This is a genomic window from Rhizobium sp. S163 (assembly GCF_030380805.1).
GTDB lineage: Bacteria > Pseudomonadota > Alphaproteobacteria > Rhizobiales > Rhizobiaceae > Rhizobium.
In genome coordinates this window covers 85,136-102,753 of the sequence record NZ_JAUDSA010000036.1, presented here as the reverse complement: position 1 = coordinate 102,753, position 17,618 = coordinate 85,136, and the positions used below count along the sequence as shown (strand labels likewise).

Genomic DNA, 17,618 nt, shown 5'->3' with positions numbered 1-17,618 from the left:
TCAGGCCGTGACCTTGGCCGACGATACGGTCGCGTCGATATGGTCGAGCAGCGCGTCCGGCAGGCCAAGCCGGCCGGCGAGCAGGTCGAGATAGCCGCGTTCGGCGCGGGTGTCGGGATTGATGGTCAGCCGCGTCGCGGTATATAGCTCGACCTTCTGCTCCTCGGTGCGCGCGGCTGCCACCAGATCGTCGATATCGACGGGGTTGGCGAGTTCGTTGCGCAGGAAGGCCTCGGCTTCCGAGCCGAGGTCGACTTCGCGCACCTTTTCCATGATGTTGGCGCGCTCGGCATCGTCGATATGGCCATCGGCCTTGGCGGCGGCGATCATCGCGCGGATCAGCGTCAGGGCGAAATCATTGGAGAGTTGCGGCCCCTCCAGGCTGAAGGCCGAGTCCTGCGGCGGCAGCGCGATCGGCTGGCCGGTCGTGGCGGCAGGCTGCGGTGCTGCCTCAGGCGATTTTCCCGACTGATAGTTCTTGTAGGCGAGATAACCGAGGCCGGCGACGGCCGCGAGCCCGCCGATCGTCGCGACATTGCCGGCGATATTGCGGCCGGTCTTGGTGCCGAGCACGGCGGTCGCCAGAGCGCCTGCCTTCCACGGATTGTTCTTGGCCATCTCGATCGCCCCGCCCGCTCGGTCGCGAACGCTGCCGCCGACACCTGGAATCTGCGATCCCAGAAACTGCTCAAGAAGCTTTTTCGCGTCGAACATACCTGATTGTCTCCCTTTTGATGATGTTGGGGAGATAGGAGCGGCAATGAGGGATTGCAAATAACGGGTGCGTTAGGAGGAGAACGCTTGGCCTGTAGCGGGTGTGTTGGGCAAAGACCCCTTCCGGCCTGCCGGCCACCTTCCCCACAAGGGGGAAGGAGACTCGTGGCGCCGCCACGACTAAGCCCCTCCCCCTTGTGGGAGGGGTTGGGGAGGGGTTTTCCTCCCGAATGCAGAAAGCCGCCTCAGCCCTTCAGCGCGGCCGCCTCAGCGGCGAGCTTGGTGATGCCGGCCCAGTCGCCTGATGCGATCAGTTCCTTCGGTGCAACCCAGGAACCGCCGACGCAGATGACGTTGGGCAGCGACAGGTAATCCATCGCGTTCTTCAGCGAGATACCGCCGGTCGGGCAGAACAGCGTGCCGGCGAGCGGCGAGGAGAACGCCTTCAGCATGGCCGCACCACCGGCCCGCTCGGCCGGGAAGAACTTCAGCACCTGATAGCCTTCTTCACGCAGCGCCATGACTTCGCTGGCGGTTGCGGCGCCCGGCAGAAGCGGCACGGAGGAAGCGCGCGCCGCGTCGAGCAGCTCCTGCGTGGTGCCCGGGCTGACGATGAACTTGGAGCCGGCGGCCACCGCGGCTTCCCAATGCTTGGCATTGAGAATGGTGCCGGCGCCGACCTCGGCACCCTCGACCTCGTCGGCCACGGCGCGAACTGTGTCCAGCGCTGCAGGCGTGCGCATGGTGATTTCGATCGCCTTCAAACCACCCGCGACCAGAGCGCGCGCCAGCGAAACGCCCGACTTGACGTCGTCGACGATCAGGACCGGCACGACGGGCTGCAGTTTCAGGATGGAAAGGAGTTTTTCTGTCTTTTCGCCCATGGCCGTGGTTCCTTTGAAACGATTTAATTCCGGCAACGGAATAGACCTACCGCTAAAGTTTGTCGAGACCGCAACCATCTTTGGAACGGAATGGGTATCAACCTCAGCTAAATTGCGCTAGCGTACCGGCCGTCGTCAAAGAGGTTCATCGGTCATGGCAAAAGAGATCGAGCGGAAGTTCCTGGTACGCAGCGATGGCTGGCGCTCCGGCGCAGAGGCGAAGTCTGTCCTCAGACAGGGCTATATCGCGTCGATGGACGATCGCTCGGTACGCGTGCGCATCATCGACAAAAAGAGCGCGCGGCTGACCACCAAGATCGGCCGCAGCAAGATGACCCGCGACGAATTCGAATATGAAATCCCGGTCACTGACGCCGAAGAGCTGCTTGGTGCGGCGATCGGCATCGTCATCGAAAAGACCCGCTACCGCGTGCCCTATGAGGGCTACGTCTGGGAGGTCGACGTTTTCGCCGGCCAGCACCGCGGCCTCGTCATCGCCGAGGTCGAGATGGGGTCGGAAGCCGAACGGCCAGCGCTTCCCGCCTGGCTCGGCCGCGAGGTCACCGGCGATTTCAGATACTCAAATCAGGCATTGGCAACCGAATTTGAGCACGACCGGCATGCCCTTCAGCATACGGCCTGACCGGTCCTTCAAATCACAGTTTCACAAGCTCGCGCGACGCCAGCTGCGCCATGCGATCGACGTGCTCGAAACGCGGCCTCAAGGAACGGACCACGCGATCCATGAGGCGCGCAAGCGGCTGAAGCGGGTGCGCTCGCTCTACCGTCTCGTCTCCAGCGCCGTGCCGAAATTTTCCGCCCGCGAGAACATCAGGCTACGCGGCATCGCCCGCTCGCTATCCTCTTTGCGAGATGCGGCGGCCCTCGTCGAGACCGCCACCTATCTGCACGAACGCGCCCGCGACAGCGACGAGGCCGAGGCGCTCGGCCGCATCGTCGTGGCGCTCACCGCCCGGCGCGACCGGCTGATTGCCGCCCGCCGCGATCCCGAAAAGGTGGTCTCCGACACCATCTCGGCGCTGAAGCGGGCGATCGCGGCCGTTCAAGACGTCAACCTCAAGGGCGGCTACCGCAGGCATGGGCGGCTTCTGGCGCATGGGTGGGACACCACGGTGCGCAAGGCGCGCAAGGCGCTGGCCGCCTGCGAGGGGCATGTCTCGGCCGAGGCCTTTCACACCCTGCGCAAGCGCACGCAGGATTACCGCGCCTATCACAAGCTGCTCAATCCGCTATGGCCGACCGCCATGAACGCGAAATACGAGGCAGCGAGCACGCTGGTCGATCTGCTCGGGCGCATCAACGATCTCGAATTGCTGTGCGAGCTGGTCGAGACCGAGCATCACCATTTCGAGAATGCCGACGACCTCGCGCATCTGCTCTATGCCATCATCTTCCACCAGCAGCAGGGTCGTCACGATGCGCTGGATCGCGCCGAGCACATCTTCGGCCCGGATGCGGATGACGAGGCGATGCGCATCGAGATGCTCTGGATCGCCTTTGGCGGATGAATATCAGAGCCTTTCCTGGTTAGATTGAAGCATTCTGTTGGCTCAAACGGAGTCGGATGATCGTTCGGCCGGCGCGCGTCGTAGCCAAAGCATACGGCCAAGCCGGCCGAACGATCAGGCGGCCCGTTTCAGCCAACCCGCAGGGCCGGGCATCTTTCGGCCAGGATCAAAGGCGATCGGCTCGACCGTACCCGGGGTATGCCCTTCGCCAATCGCCTTTGCCCCGACGAAAACCTGCTCCGGCAGAATGCTTCAAGCTAACCAGGAAAGGCTCTCGCCGTACCTGCGGGCGATTGCGCTTGGTCGCCGAAAGCTGTATTTCCAGCCGCATGACCGACACATCGACCCAACAGGCGACGAGCCCTTTCCTCGTCGCGGCCCTTTATCATTTCGTTTCCGTGCCGCACTTCGAAAGCCTGCGCGCGCCGCTGCAACAGCTGTGCGAGGATAATGGCGTCAAGGGCACGCTGCTGCTCGCCCATGAGGGCATCAACGGCACCATCGCCGGGCCGGATGCGGGGATCGCGACGGTGCTTGGCTATCTGCGCGCCATGCCGGAATTCGCTCGCCTGGAGCACAAGGAAAGCCGCGCGTCGAAAATGCCTTTCGTGCGCATGAAGGTGAAGCTGAAGAAAGAGATCGTGACGATGGGCGTCGAGAACATCGACCCCAACAAGATCGTCGGCACCTATGTCGCGCCGCAGGATTGGAACGCGCTGATCTCCGATCCCGATACGATCGTCATCGACACCCGTAACGATTACGAGACCGCGATCGGCATCTTCAAGGGCGCCGTCGACCCGAACACCAAGACCTTCCGCGAATTTCCGGACTGGGTGAAGAACAACACCGGCCTGCACAACAAGCCGAAGATCGCCATGTACTGCACCGGCGGCATACGCTGCGAGAAGGCCACCGCCTTCATGAAGGAGCAGGGCTTCGACGAGGTCTACCACCTCAAGGGCGGCATCTTGAAATATCTCGAGGAAGTGCCGCAGGAAGAGAGCCTCTGGGAAGGCGCCTGCTTCGTGTTCGACGAGCGCGTCTCGGTCGAGCACGGCTTGAAGGAGGGCGACCACAAGCTCTGCCACGCCTGCCGCAATCCGATCACCGCGGAAGAGATCACCTCGGAGAAATACGAGGAAGGCGTGTCCTGCAGCCATTGCTACGACAGCCGCACCGAGGAAGACCGGCTGCGCTACCGCCAGCGCCAGCTGCAGATCGCGCTGGCCAAGAAACGCGGCCAGAAGCACATCGGCACCTGACGGGATCGCTCTGAAGCTTGGATAGAGAATTGATCAGGCGGCGCTGACGCGCCGTCCGCTGGTCTTGCGCGCACGCGCTTCCATCAGCCGCTCGGTGATGTCCTCGGCGGAGACGGGCTTGCTGAAGTAGAAGCCCTGCAGCGTATCGCAACCGAACTGCGAGGCGATATCGGCCTGCTCCGGCGTCTCGATACCTTCGGCGGTGACGGGAATATCGAGCGAGCTGGCAAGCGCCACGGTCGCCTTCAGCATCTCGCGCTGGCTCTCGCTGTGCTCGATATCCATGATCAGCGAACGGTCGATCTTGATGCGGTCGAAGCCGAACTGGCGGAGATAGCCGATCGACGAGAAGCCCGAGCCGAAATCGTCGAGCGCGATCTTCACGCCCAGCGTCTTCAGCTGCTCGATCGCCTGACGCGTCCGCTTCGGGTTCTGGATCATGTAACCCTCGGTCACCTCGAGCGTCACCCGCTTGGCCTCGATTTCCGTCTGGCGCAGCACGTAGCGCACGTAATCGGTGAAGGCGGGGTTGCGGAACTGGCCGGGAGAAACGTTGACGGCGATCCTGAGCTCCGGCCATTGCTTGGCCGTCTCGCAGGCCTTGCGCAGCACGAAGAGGCCGAGCGCCTCGATGAGACCGCTGGTCTCGGCAACCGGGATGAACACATCGGGCGAGACCGGCCCATGGCCCGGGCGGTTCCAGCGTACAAGAGCTTCCACGCCGACCATCTCGTTGCTGTCGGCGCCGATCAGCGGCTGGTAGGCAAGCGTCAGGTCGCCGCCTTCGATCGCCTGGCGCAGATCGAGTTCCAGCGCGTTGCGCTCCTCGCGATCGGCATCCATGGCGGGATCGTAGAGCGTCATGCGGGCGCGGCCGGCTTCCTTGGCCTTGTACATGGCCAGATCGGCACGCCGCACCAGCTCCTCGCGATCGACACTGCCCGCGGGCGAAACAGCAATCCCGATGCTGGCGCCGATGACGACCACGCGGCGGCCGATTTCCAGCGGTTCGGCCAGGAAATCCAGAATATGCTCCGAGAGCTGCAATGCAGCCGCATCCGCTTGCGGCGAGGCAAAGACGATGGCGAACTCGTCGCCGCCGATGCGGGCAAGCACGGCACCCTCGGGGATAAGCACCTTGAGCCCCGCCGCGACCGCGCGGATCAGCTGGTCGCCGGTGCCGTGACCGTAGGAATCGTTGACTTCCTTGAACCCATCGAGGTCGAGATAGAGAAGCTGGACATTATCCTGAGACTGCCGGGCAAGCGTCACCATCGCATCGACGGAGACGCGCAGGCCGTCTCGGTTCAGAAGTCCGCTCAGCCGGTCGCGCAACGCATCCTCGCGCGCGATGATCTCCTCGCTCTTCAGCCTGCGCCCGGCCAGCCAGCCGATGATCAAAAGCACGACGAAGAACAGGCCGACAAGGCAGATAGCCCGCACCACCTGGCTGCGCACATCGGCATAGCCGACATCGCCAGGCGCGCGCGACGTCCAGATCAGCTTGCCGAGCGACGCGCCAAGCGCATCCTCGATCGGCACGGAATAGGTGGCGGCCTGATCGCCAGGGACGAGCCGCAGCCCGCCGATGACATAGGTCTTGCCGATATCGTCGATCTTGGCGGCGTCGAGATGGCGGATGAAGATGAGATAGCGGTGCTTGCCGGGCGCGGCCGCGAGCGCGCCGGACTTTTCGCGCACCAGCGCCACGCCGCCGACGGCGATGCCGGACTTCGTGCTGATGAAGCCAGATGCCTCGGGCAGCTCTTGCGCGCCTGCGGACTTCACCTTGTCGAACAGCGCCCAGAGTGCCGGCGAGAAGAACTCCTGCAACGAGCCGTCCATCGGCTTGCCGTCGCGATAGACCATGATCGGCGTCTTGTCGTCGTCGATCACGATTGCCATGTCGAACAGCGCGCTGTTGACCGACATCTCGCCGTAGTTCGACACGGTCCAGTCCATGCCATCGGTGGCGTAGACATTGGTCGCGGCATCGTCCCATGCGGCATAGTCGTTGAGGGTGGCGCCGAGTTGGGCTACGAAATTCTGCAGCGCGCCGGAGACGGTTTCGCGCGAGCGCTCGTCATCGAGCACGTTGGATTTCTGCGCCACGTGATCCAGCGCATTCAGCACCATCATCGTGACGACCGCGACGACGACGGCAAACGAAAACAGGACGCCGGCCACGGTTGTGTGGCGACCAGCTCCCAGAATCGCGCTTCGTTTGCTGAAGATCGACGGCATGCATTCTCCCTGTGGGCGAATACTGCCGGGAAGCCTTCAAAAAACGGTTAAAACGCGATTGAACGATTAAGCACTCTCGCATCTGCGGCATGAACGCAAGAGCGACAAAAACCATTTCATTTCAATCGGATAAAATTATTCAAATCTACTTATAAAGCGCATCCTCACGAACGTGCGTGCAGAATATTGCAAGCGCGTTCAAAATAACGCCGTCTCGCACAGCCGCATCGAGAACCGTCGCCTGCGACGCATCGTCCTTCCCGAGCAGCCCGATCCGCAGATGCGCTTCCTCGACGATATCGAACGACATGGTCTTCAAGACCTCGGTCAACTGGCCCAGCGCGAAGTCGCCGCGATGCGATGCATGCGCGATCATCACGGGCTTGAAGGGCACCTCGTCGCGCGACACCAGCCAGTCCAGCGCATTCTTCAGCCCGCCCGGCAGCCCGTGCGCATATTCCGGACAGGCGACGATGACGCCATCGGCCGCGCGCATCTTCGCGCCCAGCCGCTCGACGATATCGGGCGTGTTCTCGCCTTCAAGATCGGGATTGAAAATCGGCAGATCACCGATGAGATCACAGATCTCGATCGTCACGCCATCCGGCGCGTGATCGCGCATGGTCGTGAGCAGCCGGCGATTGGTCGAGACCTTCCGCTGGCTGCCGCAGAGCGCATAGAGAAAGAGCGGTTTGGCGTCCATCCCACTGGTCTACGGCATCCGACGATTCGCCCCAACGAAAAAGCGGCCCGGCAAGGCCGGACCGCTTCATCTCGAATAAGGATAAGACCAGCTCTTACCAGGACGGGATCAGCGCGCCCTTGAACTGTTCGTTGATGAACTTGCGGATGCTTTCGTCGTGGTAGGATTCGACCAGCGTCTTGGCCCACGGCGCATCCTTGTCGGCGGTACGGACAACGATCACGTTGGCGTAGGGCGACTTTTCGCTCTCGATGGCGATGGCGTCGGTCTTCGGATGCAGGCCGGCTTCCATGGCGTAGTTGGTGTTGATGACGGCGGCATCGACGTCATCGAGCGAGCGCGGCAGCTGCGCGGCGTCGATTTCAGCGAAGTCGATCTTCTTCGGGTTCTCGATGATGTCGGCAACGGTGACCTTGACGCCAGGATTGTCCTTGAACTTGATCAGGCCCTTGGAGGCGAGAACGAGCAGGGCGCGGCCGCCATTGGTCGGGTCGTTCGGGATGGCGACGGTTGCGCCTTCCTTCAGCTCGTCGAGGCTCTTCACCTTCTTGGAATAGACGCCCATCGGGGTGGTGATCGTCGTGCCGATGCTGACGAGATCGAACTTGCGGTCGGCGATCTGGTTGTCGAGGTAGGGCTGGTGCTGGAACGAGTTGGCCTGGATGTCGCCGTCGTTGAGAGCCTGGTTCGGCACGACGTAGTCAGAGAACTCGACGATCTCGATGTTGAGACCCTTGGTCTTGGCGATCTCGGCGACCTTTTCCATGATCTGCGCGTGCTCGCCCGGCGTGACGCCGACCTTGATGTCTTCGGCCAGTGCCGATCCGGCCGCGAAGGCCGCGAGCGCGGCTGCGATGATGAACTTCTTCATGGGTGTCTCCTGTGTTGAATTATGGTTTGTTGTTAAAGGGTCAGTTTTTCCGGTTGCGCTTGTCGAAGCGGCGGGCGAGCCCGTCGCCGGCGCTCTGGACGAGCTGCACGAGAACGATCAGAACGATCACGACAATCACCATCATCTCGGGATTGAAGCGCTGGTAGCCGTAGCGGATGCCGAGGTCGCCCAGCCCGCCGCCGCCGACGGCGCCGACCATGGCCGAGTAGCCGATCAGGCTGACGATGGTCATCGTCAGCGCCATCAGGATGCTCGGCCGCGCCTCCGGCAATAGCACCTTGAAGACGATCTGGAACGGCGTGGCGCCCATGGCGCGGGCAGCCTCGATCAGCCCCTTGTCGATCTCGCGGATGGCGGATTCGACCAGGCGGGCGAAGAACGGGATGGTGGCGATGGTGAGCGGCACGATCGCCGCCCAGGTGCCGATCGACGTCCCCGTCAGAAGGCGCGTCAGCGGCACGATGGCGACGACGAGGATGATGAACGGCGTCGAGCGCGCGGCGTTGACGATCAGCCCGAGCACGCGGTTGGTCTTCGGCGCCGGAAACAGCTCGCCCTTGCCCGAAGTGGCCAGGAACACGCCGATCGGCAGGCCGATGATCGAGCCGACGATACCGGCGACGAACACCATCTGCAGCGTCTGCATCAGCGCCTTGGAGAGAAGGTTATAGATCATATCAGGCGACATAACCGAGCACCTCCGTCTTGAGACCGGTTTCCGCATAGAAGCGGTCGGCACGCGCGATCACGTCAGGATCGGCGGAATAGGAAACGACGAGCGAACCGAAGGGCTCGCCCCCGATCTCCTCGATCGCGCCGGCGAGAATATTGACGTCGGAGCCGAGCTCCGCGACCAGCCGCCCGGTCAAGGGCTTGAAGGCGGTTTCGCCGAAGAACACCAGCCGCACCAGCGCCCGGTCGCCCGCTGATGGCTGCGCCTTGATGCCCGAACGCAGCCACTCCGGCAGCTTCAGCGCCGAGGCAAGCAGCGTGCGCGTCGTCTGGTGCTGCGGGTTGGTGTAAACGTCGAAGGTCCGGCCGGCCTCGACGATCCGGCCGGCATCGATCACCGCCACGTGGCTGGCGATGGTTTTCACCACCTCCATCTCGTGGGTGATGAGGAGAACGGTAAGGCCGAGCTCGGCATTGATGCGCTTCAGGAGCTCGAGGATCGACTGCGTCGTCTCCGGATCGAGCGCCGAGGTGGCCTCGTCGGAGAGCAGCAGCTTCGGATCGGTCGCCAGCGCGCGGGCGATGCCGACGCGCTGCTTCTGTCCACCCGACAGCTCCGAGGGATAATTGCCCGCCTTGTCACCGAGACCGACGAGATCGAGCAACGGCCCGACCTTGGCGCGGATCGTCTGCTTGTCGACACCCGCGATCTCCAGCGGCAGCGCCACATTGTCGAAGGCGGTGCGCGAGGACAGAAGGTTGAAGTGCTGGAAGATCATGCCAACCTGACGGCGCAGGCCGCGAAGCCCCTCTTCGCTGAGCCCGCCGACATCGACGCCATCGACGAGCACCTTGCCCGAGGTTGCCGTCTCCAGCCCGTTGACCATGCGGATCAGCGTCGACTTGCCGGCGCCGGAGCGGCCGATGATGCCCGTGATGGCGCCCCGCGCCACGGTGAGATCGACCTTTTCGACCGCGGTGAAACCGCCCTCGCCTGATGGCCCGTAGCGCTTGCCGGCGCCTTCAAAGGCGACCATCGGGATCGCCCCCGCCGCGCCCTCTCGCTCTCGCCCGGAATGGCCACCGGACGCGCCTGGGGCAGCGTCTTGTTGGGCCTGGTTTTGGAGTGTCATTTCATGCTCGCCAAGTGTTGGTCTTCAAAAACTGGCGGTTCTATAACCGCTATCGCGCCGATTAGCCAATCGGGCGGCACATTCGAAGACAATCACGGGTGCGAGACATGGACGCGGCTTTCGTTGCGGGCGGGAAAGAAAGACGTTTCGCCTTTCCTGTTGCCGCAACTTATGCCGCCAGTGGTTGAAACCCGACAGGGATGTTTTTTTATTTGTGCGATGCGGCAGGAAAAAATCTACCTGCCGCATAGACAATTATGACGAAGGCGATCAGGCGCTCTTGTGATTGCCCTTCGGGAACTGCGCGGCGAGCTCCGAGTACCACTTGCCGCTCGTCTTCACCGTGCGCACCTGCGTGTCGTAATCGACATGCACGAGGCCGAAGCGCATGCGATAGCCCTCCGCCCACTCGAAATTGTCCATCAGGCTCCAGGCGAAATAGCCGCGCATCGGATAGCCGTCCTTGATGAGGTCGGCGACGACATCGAGGTGCTGGATATAGTAATCGAGCCGCATCCCGTCCTCGACCACGCCCGCTTCGATGCCGGTGTTGTCGCAGGCGCCGTTCTCGGTGATGTAGCATTCCGGCAGATCGTAGCGGCGATAGAGATCCTCCACCACATGCTTCAGCGCCGGCGCATAGACCTCCCAGCCGATATCAGTCTTGACGTCGCTGACGCGGGGCGCCTCGACCGTCCAGGGGAAATCGCCGGTCTTCTTGGGATCGTCGGCGACGCGCAGCGGCGTGTAATAATTGAGCCCCCACCAGTCGAGCTTCTGGCTGATAACAGCAAGATCACCCTCCTCGACGACAGGCATCCGATCGCCGAGCGCCTCCAGGAACTGCTGCGGATATTCGCCCCTGAAGACGGGATCGAAGAAGGCGCCGTTGTGGAGCTGGTGCGCCCGCTCGCCGGCGGCCTGGTCGGCAGCGCTGTCGGAACCCAGGATGACCGACATGGCGTTGAGCACCAGACCAACGGGCACGTTCGGCGCTTCCGAGCGGATCGCCTCGACGCCGAGGCCATGGGCGAGGTTCATATAGTGCATGGCGTGCAGTGCTGCCTGCATGTTGCGCTCGCCGGGCGCATGGATGCCGTAGAGATGGCTGAGCCAGACGATGCACCACGGCTCGTTGAAGGTCGCGACGCTGTCCAGACGATCGCCGAGACGCGACATCACCGTCTTGGCATAACGCTGATAGGCATAGGCCGTAGACCGCGCCGTCCAGCCGCCATCGCCGGCTAGCAGCAGCGGCAGATCCCAGTGATAGAGCGTCGCGAAGGTCTTGATACCGCGTGCCTTGCAGCCGTCGACGAGGCGATCGTAGAAATCGAGCCCCTTCTCGTTCACCGGCCCGGCTCCATCAGGGATGATGCGCGGCCAGGCGATGGAGAAGCGATAGGCCTCGACGCCGAGCGACTTGATGAGATCGAGATCCTCGTCGAGGCGGTTATAGTGATCGCAGGCGACGTCGCCATTGTCACGATTGAAGACCCGGCCCGGCATGTTGCAGAAGGCATCCCAGATCGACGGCTTGCGTCCATCGGCCTTCGAAGCGCCCTCGATCTGAAAGGCGGCCGTCGCCACGCCAAAGGTGAAATCGCCGGGAAAGCGGGCGGCCAGGGCCTTGGCATCAATCTTCGCGGCGGGGGTCTTCGCATCAATCGTCAAACTGAAATCCTCCAAACTCGGCCGGCGGCTGCGTCGCGCTTCCGGCTGCTCTCTACTCTACGTATAGGTTTGAAATGTCAAATCTGTAACGTTGCAGATAGGAACGCGCGCTCTCAGAGCACATTTTCCCCCGATGGCAGCAACAGCCGCCGCGTGATGCCGATCCGCTCGAGAAACACCGCGTCGTGGCTGACGACGAGGAGCGCACCGTCATAGGCGGCGAGCCCCGCCTCGACGGCGGCGATGGAATCGATGTCGAGATGGTTGGTCGGCTCATCGAGGACAAGCAGCGGCGGCGGTTCCGCACCGCCCAGCACGCAGGCCAACCCGGCGCGCAGCAACTGCCCGCCGCTCAGCGTCGAAACCTGCTGAAGGGCGGCATCGGCCCGGAACATGAACCGCGCCAGCGCCGCGCGGCAGGCATTCTCGTTCGCACCGGGATTGAGCCTGCGAAAGTTCTCGGCAATCGATAGCGACCGGTCGAGCAGGCTGACCCTCTGGTCGAAGACCGCAAGGCGCACGGGCACCGAGACCGTTCCCGCCCAGGGCGCGATTTGCCCGGTGACGAGCGACAGCAGCGTCGTCTTGCCCGAACCGTTCGGCCCCTCGACCGCCACCCGCTCCGGCCCAGTCATGGCGAAGGAGAGATCGGTGATTACGGGCCTATCCGCCTCGTATCCGGCAGTCACGCCATCGAGCCGCAACACCACCCGCGGCGCGGGCAGATGCGTCGACGCCAGCTTCGCCGAAAAGGGCTGCAGGATCTCGATGCGCTCGCGCGCCGCACTGGCATCCTCCATCGCCTCCTCGCGCCGCTTCTCGCCGAGCCGGACCTTGTCTCCTTTCGTGTTCTCCGCCGCCCGCTTCAGGCCGCCGGCGACGATACGGGGCATATCGCCCCGCGCCGCCTTCTTGGCGCCGACTTTGTCGCTGCGCGCCTGCCGCTCGGCCGAGAGTTGCGCGCTGCGGGCGACATCCGCCACACGCTTTTCCGCATCCGCAAGGTCATGTTCGGCCGCCGCAAGCTCGACCGCCTTGCGCGCCTGAAACGCGCTCCAATTGCCGCCATAGCGCTTGGCGCCGAGCGTCGTCAGCTCGACGATCGCATCCATCCGTTCGAGCAGCGCGCGATCGTGGCTGACCACAAGCGCGCCGCCGCGCCAGCTCTCGATGAGAGCAATCACCGCCTCCCGGCCATCGCGATCGAGATTGTTCGTCGGCTCATCGAGGATGAGGAAATCCGGTTCACCGAAGATCAGCGCCGCCAGCCCGACCCGCGTGCGCTGGCCACCCGAAAGCGACGTGAGCAGCGTATCGGGCTCCGCCGAGAAACCCATGCGATCAAGCGCATCGGCAAGGCGGGTCTCCAGCGTCCAGTCGGCGGATGCGACCTCCTCGGCCGAGGCTTCGCCGAGAACCGCGCGCGCGACGACATCGAGCGCATCGCGGACACCGAAGAGATCGGCAACCGTGGCATCGGCATCCACCTGCACCGTCTGGCGGAGAACACCGAGACGCCCGCTGACGGCGATGTTGCCGGATTGCGGCTGAAACTCACCGGTGATCAGCCTCAGAAGCGTCGTCTTGCCGACGCCATTGCGGCCGACCAGCCCGGCGCGTTCAGCCCCGAAGCTCAGATCGAGATTGGAAAAAAGCGGCCGCCCGTCAGGCGTGGACCACGAAAGATTGGAAAGGGTAATGTATGCAGGCATGGACATGGGTTTCCCGTATGGCAAGGCAAAGCGGCATTGCGATCGGGCTGAAATCCATGGTGCACCGTCCTGTTGGTATTGCGGATGGCTGCAATCTAGGCAGGTGGTGAGGTGAAATCAAGGCGGGTGGGGTGTAAAGTCCCTAGCGACATCTCATAAGAAGTCCCCCGCACGTCCTCTCAGAAAAAGTCCCCTCCCCAACCCCTCCCCACAAGGGGGAGGGGCTATCCTGTGGCATCCTTTGCGCTTCCTCATATCACTCGCGGCTGTTGAGAGGCTGCGGTTCGGCGACGCGAGTGCGCCCAGCAAGCCCCTCCCCCTTGTGGGGAGGGGTTGGGGAGGGGACTTTTTCTCCAACCTCTCACCCCGCCTTGCAATCCCCCCATTTCCACGAAACAACTCCCCCATGACCATCCCCAAGACGCACCCCTTCCCCTTCGACCCCACCTACGGCATGACGCTCGACACGCTGCGCGCCATCGTCCCGCCAGAGGCTCCACCAGGCTTCGACGCGTTCTGGCAGAAGCGGTACAAACGCGCGCTCGCCATCGACCCACAGCCAACGCTGAAGCAAAGCAATCTCACCCACCCCGCCTGGCAGGTGCTCGATATCACCTACACTTCGACGGACAACGTCACGATCGGCGGCTGGCTGCTTCTGCCGCGTGACGCGCCGGTGCGGCGCGGGCTGGTGGTCGGCCATGGATATGGCGGCCGCGATGCGCCGGATTTCGACCTGCCGGTGGAACAGACCGCCATCCTCTTCCCCTGCGCCCGCGGCATGTCGCGGAGCGCGCAGGCGCCGATCCCGCCGGAGGCTCCCGGCCATGTGCTGCACAATATCGACAACCCCGACGACTACGTCATCGGCGGCTGCGTCGAGGATCTCTGGATCGCCGTCTCGACGCTGCAGGCGCTCTATCCATGGCTCGCAAACCGCATCGGCTATATCGGCGGCAGCTTCGGCGGCGGGCTGGGCGCGCTGGCGATCCCCTTCGACAGCCGCATCGATCGCGGCCACCTGATCGTACCCACCTTCGGCGACCGTAAGCAGTGGCTCACGCTGCCGACAGTGGGCAGCGCCGATTCCGTGCAGACCTATCAAAAGACCCATCCCGACGTGCTCGATCATCTGCGCCTGTTCGATGCCGCAACAGCAGCGACCCGGATCAAGGTGCCGATGCTGGTGGCCGTCGCCCTGTTCGATCCGGCCGTCGCCCCGCCCTGCCAGTTCGCCGTGGCCAACGCGGTACCGCCGTCAAAATATAATGAAATCTTCATCCTCGACGCCGGACATTTCGACTATCCTGGAATGACGGAACAGAATTTTGCTCTGCGCGAAAAGCTGCGAGGTTTTTTGAAGGTTCATGAACCGGGAATATCTGCGCTGGCATAGCCCGCGCCTGCATCGCGAGATGGAGCTGTTGGTGTTCGGCCATGCCGGCGCCAAGGTGCTGATGTTTCCGACGCGCGATGGCCGTTTCTGGGAATATGAACGGATCGGCCTTGTCGCCAGCCTCGCCCACAAGCTCGAAGCCGGCCAGTTGCAGCTCTATTGCATCGAGGGCCTCGCCACGGAGACCTTCTACGGCGTCGACCGCCATCCGGCCGACCGCATCCACCGCCATCAAGCCTTCGAGGACTATATCCTCCACGAAGTCCTGCCGCTGATGGCCGCAAGAAACGGGCACGACTGCACCATCGTGCACGGCTGCAGCCTCGGCGCCTTCCAGGCAGCGAGCCTCGTCTTCCGCCACCCGCATCTGTTCCGCAAGCTCGTTGCATTCTCGGGACGCTACGACCTGACGCTGAAGGTCGAAGCCTTCGGCGACTTGCTTGACGGATATTACGACAACGCCGTCTATTTCCACACCCCGACGCATTTCCTGCCGGGGCTGCATCACGGCTGGCAGCTGGACAAGCTGCGCGAGGTCGAGATCGTCATGACGATCGGCAATGCCGATCCCTTTCTCGACAACAACCATTATCTGAGCCGGCTTCTGTCGGACAAGCAGGTCGGCCACCAGCTACATGTCTGGGACGGCCGCGCCCACCGCGCCAGCGCCTGGCGCAAGATGGCCGCACTCTACATCTGAGCCGCTGAAGGCCGGCAGTCGGCCGATAACGCTGATGTCAAAACTCGTGAATTGTCATTGCCCGGACCGTGGCTAAAGGCTGGAAACAGTCTTCCCTCACGAGAAAGGTCATCCATGTTCGCTTCGATCCACCTCTTGCAGCCGGCCCTGCTCAGCCTGCTGCGCATCGTCTCCGCGCTCGTTCTCTTCAGCTACGGCACGCAGAAGATCCTGCATTTCCCCGCTGCCGAGCGCGTGCCCGATGTCGGGTCGATGTCCTGGATTGCCGGCCTGCTTGAACTGACGCTCGGCTTCCTGGTGCTGATCGGCTTTCAGACCCGCGCCGCCGCCTTCGTCCTCTCCGGCCTGATGGCCTTCGCCTATTTCATCGGCCACGCGTCGAAGAGCTTCTTCCCCGCCCAAAACGGCGGCGTCGCCGCCATCCTCTTCTGCTTCGTCTTCCTCTACATCGTCGCCGCCGGTGCTGGTCCGTTCAGCGTCGATGCGATGATGAAGCGCAAGCAGGGTGTGGTTGCGGCTTGATTGGTTGAAAAGCGAGCGGCGGAGCGAGGATACCCCCCTCTGCCCTGCCGGGCATCTCCCCCACAAGTGGGGAGATTGGCTGGGCGCAGCCGCTCGTTCCACCTTCATTGTTTGGCGTAAACATCGCAACGAGTCGATCTCCCCCCTTGTGGGGGAGATGTCCGGCAGGACAGAGGGGGTGCCCCACGGCACACCCCCTCGCCCAAACCCTAACGGCTTACACCTTAACCCAAGCCCCATTGCGCTTCGACGACGCCACGCAGGCATCCACGAAGGCAACGCCCTTCACGCCGTCATCCACCGTCGGATAGACCACGGCCTTGTCGACCGCCTTACCCTTCTTGTGGGCGTTGATGGCATGCGCGGCTTCCGTGTAGATCGTCGCAAACGCCTCGAGATAGCCCTCCGGGTGACCCGATGGAATGCGCGAGACGCGCGCTGCTGCTGCGCCGGAGCCGGCGCCGTTGCGGGTGATCAGGCGCTTCGGTTCGCCGAACGGCGTGAACCAGAGGTAGTTCGGATCGGCCTGCACCCATTCCAGACCACCCTTGGTGCCGTAAACGCGGACCTTCAGGCCGTTCTCGTGGCCGGGCGCGACCTGGCTGCACCAGAGCATGCCCTTGGCCGGCTTTTCCGAGCCCTTGGCCTTGAAGCGCAGCATCACATGCGCGTTGTCATCGAGACGACGGCCCTCGACGAAGCTGTCGAGATCGGCGGCAAGGCTGTCGAGCTCGAGGCCGGAGACGAAGGTGGCGAGGTTATAGGCATGCGTGCCGATATCGCCGGTGGAGCCGCCAGCACCCGATTGCGCCGGATCGGTGCGCCACACGGCCTGCTTGGCGCCCTGCTGCTCGACGGCCTCGGTCAGCCAGTCCTGCGGATATTCGGCCTGCACCAGGCGGATATCGCCGAGTTCGCCATTGGCGATCATCTCGCGCGCCTGGCGCACCATCGGATAGCCGGTGTAATTGTGCGTGAGGATGAAGAGCGCGCCGCTCTCGTCGGCCACCTTCTTCAGCTTCTTGGCGTCCGCGAGGTTCGAGGTCAGCGGCTTGTCGCAGATGACGTGGATGCCACGACGCAGGAACTCCTTGGCGGCGTCGTAGTGCACGTGGTTCGGCGTGACGATCGACACCGCCTCGATGCCGTTCTTCAGCTTCGCCTCGCGGATCGCCATCTCGCGATAGCTGGAATAGGTGCGGGTCGGATCGAGCCCGAGATCGGCGCCCGAGGCCATCGCCTTTTCCGGCGTCGACGACAGCGCGCCGGCGATCAGCTCATACTGGTCGTCGATACGCGCCGCGATGCGGTGCACCGCGCCAATAAAAGCGCCGGCGCCACCGCCGACCATGCCGAGACGGATGCGCGGCTCGCGCGTGTGTTCCGTTGATGCTTCGATTGCCATGTGTTCCTCCAAATTTTTGTGTGTGGGTGCGCTCGATTTGAGGTTCTACCGTGTGGCCCCCTCATCCGCCTGCCGGCACCTTCTCCCCGTTGGGGAGAAGAGACTCGGGGCGGGCCGCTCGCTCGACCTTCCCTTCTCCCCAGCGGGGAGAAGGTGGCCCGAAGGGTCGGATG

General features: G+C 63.4%; 16 protein-coding genes. 6 read left to right on the top strand and 10 right to left on the bottom strand.

The annotated features are described in order from the left end of the window. Together QTL96_RS25555 and QTL96_RS25550 are read right to left on the bottom strand one after the other, a co-directional pair. Window positions 1-714 (bottom strand): tellurite resistance TerB family protein, encoded by a 714-nt coding sequence (locus tag QTL96_RS25555; RefSeq protein WP_289729688.1) that lies wholly within the window; start codon window positions 712-714, stop codon window positions 1-3. 245 nt (window positions 715-959) lie between these two features. After that, on the bottom strand, window positions 960-1,598 hold the full coding sequence (locus tag QTL96_RS25550) for a 2-dehydro-3-deoxy-phosphogluconate aldolase (protein WP_289729687.1): 639 nt from the start codon (window positions 1,596-1,598) through the stop codon (window positions 960-962). A gap of 154 nt (window positions 1,599-1,752) precedes the next feature. Here QTL96_RS25550 and QTL96_RS25545 point away from each other — a divergent pair, with 154 nt between their 5' ends. From QTL96_RS25545 to QTL96_RS25535, 3 genes are all read left to right on the top strand, one after another. Continuing rightward, window positions 1,753-2,241 carry a CYTH domain-containing protein gene (locus QTL96_RS25545; protein WP_289729686.1) on the top strand — a complete coding sequence of 163 codons (489 nt, stop codon included), beginning with the start codon at window positions 1,753-1,755 and terminating at the stop codon, window positions 2,239-2,241. Further along, on the top strand, window positions 2,219-3,127 hold the full coding sequence (locus QTL96_RS25540) for a CHAD domain-containing protein (RefSeq protein WP_289729685.1): 909 nt from the start codon (window positions 2,219-2,221) through the stop codon (window positions 3,125-3,127). The genes QTL96_RS25545 and QTL96_RS25540 overlap by 23 nt, the downstream gene beginning before the upstream one ends. 329 nt (window positions 3,128-3,456) lie before the next feature. Next, window positions 3,457-4,392: a rhodanese-related sulfurtransferase gene (locus QTL96_RS25535; RefSeq protein ID WP_026283627.1), complete on the top strand. Its 936-nt coding sequence runs from the start codon at window positions 3,457-3,459 to the stop codon at window positions 4,390-4,392. A 33-nt stretch (window positions 4,393-4,425) separates the two neighbouring features. On the opposite strand, the gene QTL96_RS25530 is transcribed toward QTL96_RS25535, so the two are convergent. From QTL96_RS25530 to QTL96_RS25500, 7 genes are all read right to left on the bottom strand, one after another. Beyond that, on the bottom strand, window positions 4,426-6,636 hold the full coding sequence (locus QTL96_RS25530) for an EAL domain-containing protein (protein WP_289729684.1): 2,211 nt from the start codon (window positions 6,634-6,636) through the stop codon (window positions 4,426-4,428). Between the two features lie 145 nt (window positions 6,637-6,781). After that, entirely contained in the window at window positions 6,782-7,339 is a 558-nt protein-coding gene (locus QTL96_RS25525; RefSeq protein WP_289729683.1) for an NADPH-dependent FMN reductase, read from the bottom strand. Between the two features lie 94 nt (window positions 7,340-7,433). Continuing rightward, the gene (locus QTL96_RS25520; protein ID WP_113009229.1) at window positions 7,434-8,210 is read right to left on the bottom strand and encodes a MetQ/NlpA family ABC transporter substrate-binding protein; all 777 of its coding nucleotides are present in this window, start codon (window positions 8,208-8,210) and stop codon (window positions 7,434-7,436) included. A gap of 40 nt (window positions 8,211-8,250) precedes the next feature. Continuing rightward, the gene (locus tag QTL96_RS25515) at window positions 8,251-8,919 is read right to left on the bottom strand and encodes a methionine ABC transporter permease (protein ID WP_113009228.1); all 669 of its coding nucleotides are present in this window, start codon (window positions 8,917-8,919) and stop codon (window positions 8,251-8,253) included. Beyond that, window positions 8,909-9,940, bottom strand: a complete 1,032-nt coding sequence (locus QTL96_RS25510) for a methionine ABC transporter ATP-binding protein (RefSeq protein ID WP_289729853.1) — start codon at window positions 9,938-9,940, stop codon at window positions 8,909-8,911. The genes QTL96_RS25515 and QTL96_RS25510 overlap by 11 nt, the downstream gene beginning before the upstream one ends. Window positions 9,941-10,306: 366 nt before the next feature. Further along, window positions 10,307-11,710 carry a GH1 family beta-glucosidase gene (locus tag QTL96_RS25505; protein ID WP_289729682.1) on the bottom strand — a complete coding sequence of 468 codons (1,404 nt, stop codon included), beginning with the start codon at window positions 11,708-11,710 and terminating at the stop codon, window positions 10,307-10,309. Window positions 11,711-11,823: 113 nt separating this feature from the next. Continuing rightward, window positions 11,824-13,422, bottom strand: a complete 1,599-nt coding sequence (locus tag QTL96_RS25500) for an ABC-F family ATP-binding cassette domain-containing protein (RefSeq protein ID WP_289729852.1) — start codon at window positions 13,420-13,422, stop codon at window positions 11,824-11,826. 406 nt (window positions 13,423-13,828) lie between these two features. On the opposite strand from QTL96_RS25500, the gene QTL96_RS25495 reads away from it, so the two are divergent. The 3 genes from QTL96_RS25495 to QTL96_RS25485 all read left to right on the top strand — a co-directional run bounded on the left by QTL96_RS25495 (window position 13,829) and on the right by QTL96_RS25485 (window position 16,040). Next, entirely contained in the window at window positions 13,829-14,818 is a 990-nt protein-coding gene (locus tag QTL96_RS25495) for an acetylxylan esterase (RefSeq protein ID WP_289729681.1), read from the top strand. Further along, entirely contained in the window at window positions 14,790-15,518 is a 729-nt protein-coding gene (locus QTL96_RS25490; RefSeq protein ID WP_289729680.1) for an alpha/beta hydrolase-fold protein, read from the top strand. Before QTL96_RS25495 ends, QTL96_RS25490 begins: the two co-directional genes overlap by 29 nt. 114 nt (window positions 15,519-15,632) lie before the next feature. Further along, window positions 15,633-16,040: a DoxX family protein gene (locus QTL96_RS25485; RefSeq protein WP_018901964.1), complete on the top strand. Its 408-nt coding sequence runs from the start codon at window positions 15,633-15,635 to the stop codon at window positions 16,038-16,040. 217 nt (window positions 16,041-16,257) lie between these two features. Here QTL96_RS25485 and QTL96_RS25480 read toward each other — a convergent pair whose 3' ends face one another. Further along, the gene (locus QTL96_RS25480) at window positions 16,258-17,445 is read right to left on the bottom strand and encodes a Gfo/Idh/MocA family oxidoreductase (RefSeq protein ID WP_113200738.1); all 1,188 of its coding nucleotides are present in this window, start codon (window positions 17,443-17,445) and stop codon (window positions 16,258-16,260) included. Between the last annotated feature and the right edge of the window lie 173 nt (window positions 17,446-17,618).

What these genes read in the sequence shown, in the direction of transcription:
- QTL96_RS25545 (WP_289729686.1), top strand. Translation starts at nt 1,753, where the DNA reads ATGGCAAAAGAGATCGAGCGGAAGTTCCTGGTACGCAGCGATGGCTGG.
- QTL96_RS25550 (WP_289729687.1), bottom strand. Translation starts at nt 1,598, where the DNA reads ATGGGCGAAAAGACAGAAAAACTCCTTTCCATCCTGAAACTGCAGCCC.
- QTL96_RS25535 (WP_026283627.1), top strand. Translation starts at nt 3,457, where the DNA reads ATGACCGACACATCGACCCAACAGGCGACGAGCCCTTTCCTCGTCGCG.
- QTL96_RS25515 (WP_113009228.1), bottom strand. Translation starts at nt 8,919, where the DNA reads ATGTCGCCTGATATGATCTATAACCTTCTCTCCAAGGCGCTGATGCAG.
- QTL96_RS25540 (WP_289729685.1), top strand. Translation starts at nt 2,219, where the DNA reads ATGCCCTTCAGCATACGGCCTGACCGGTCCTTCAAATCACAGTTTCAC.
- QTL96_RS25525 (WP_289729683.1), bottom strand. Translation starts at nt 7,339, where the DNA reads ATGGACGCCAAACCGCTCTTTCTCTATGCGCTCTGCGGCAGCCAGCGG.
- QTL96_RS25500 (WP_289729852.1), bottom strand. Translation starts at nt 13,422, where the DNA reads ATGCCTGCATACATTACCCTTTCCAATCTTTCGTGGTCCACGCCTGAC.
- QTL96_RS25510 (WP_289729853.1), bottom strand. Translation starts at nt 9,940, where the DNA reads ATGGTCGCCTTTGAAGGCGCCGGCAAGCGCTACGGGCCATCAGGCGAG.
- QTL96_RS25530 (WP_289729684.1), bottom strand. Translation starts at nt 6,636, where the DNA reads ATGCCGTCGATCTTCAGCAAACGAAGCGCGATTCTGGGAGCTGGTCGC.
- QTL96_RS25490 (WP_289729680.1), top strand. Translation starts at nt 14,790, where the DNA reads ATGAACCGGGAATATCTGCGCTGGCATAGCCCGCGCCTGCATCGCGAG.
- QTL96_RS25480 (WP_113200738.1), bottom strand. Translation starts at nt 17,445, where the DNA reads ATGGCAATCGAAGCATCAACGGAACACACGCGCGAGCCGCGCATCCGT.
- QTL96_RS25485 (WP_018901964.1), top strand. Translation starts at nt 15,633, where the DNA reads ATGTTCGCTTCGATCCACCTCTTGCAGCCGGCCCTGCTCAGCCTGCTG.
- QTL96_RS25520 (WP_113009229.1), bottom strand. Translation starts at nt 8,210, where the DNA reads ATGAAGAAGTTCATCATCGCAGCCGCGCTCGCGGCCTTCGCGGCCGGA.
- QTL96_RS25555 (WP_289729688.1), bottom strand. Translation starts at nt 714, where the DNA reads ATGTTCGACGCGAAAAAGCTTCTTGAGCAGTTTCTGGGATCGCAGATT.
- QTL96_RS25495 (WP_289729681.1), top strand. Translation starts at nt 13,829, where the DNA reads ATGACCATCCCCAAGACGCACCCCTTCCCCTTCGACCCCACCTACGGC.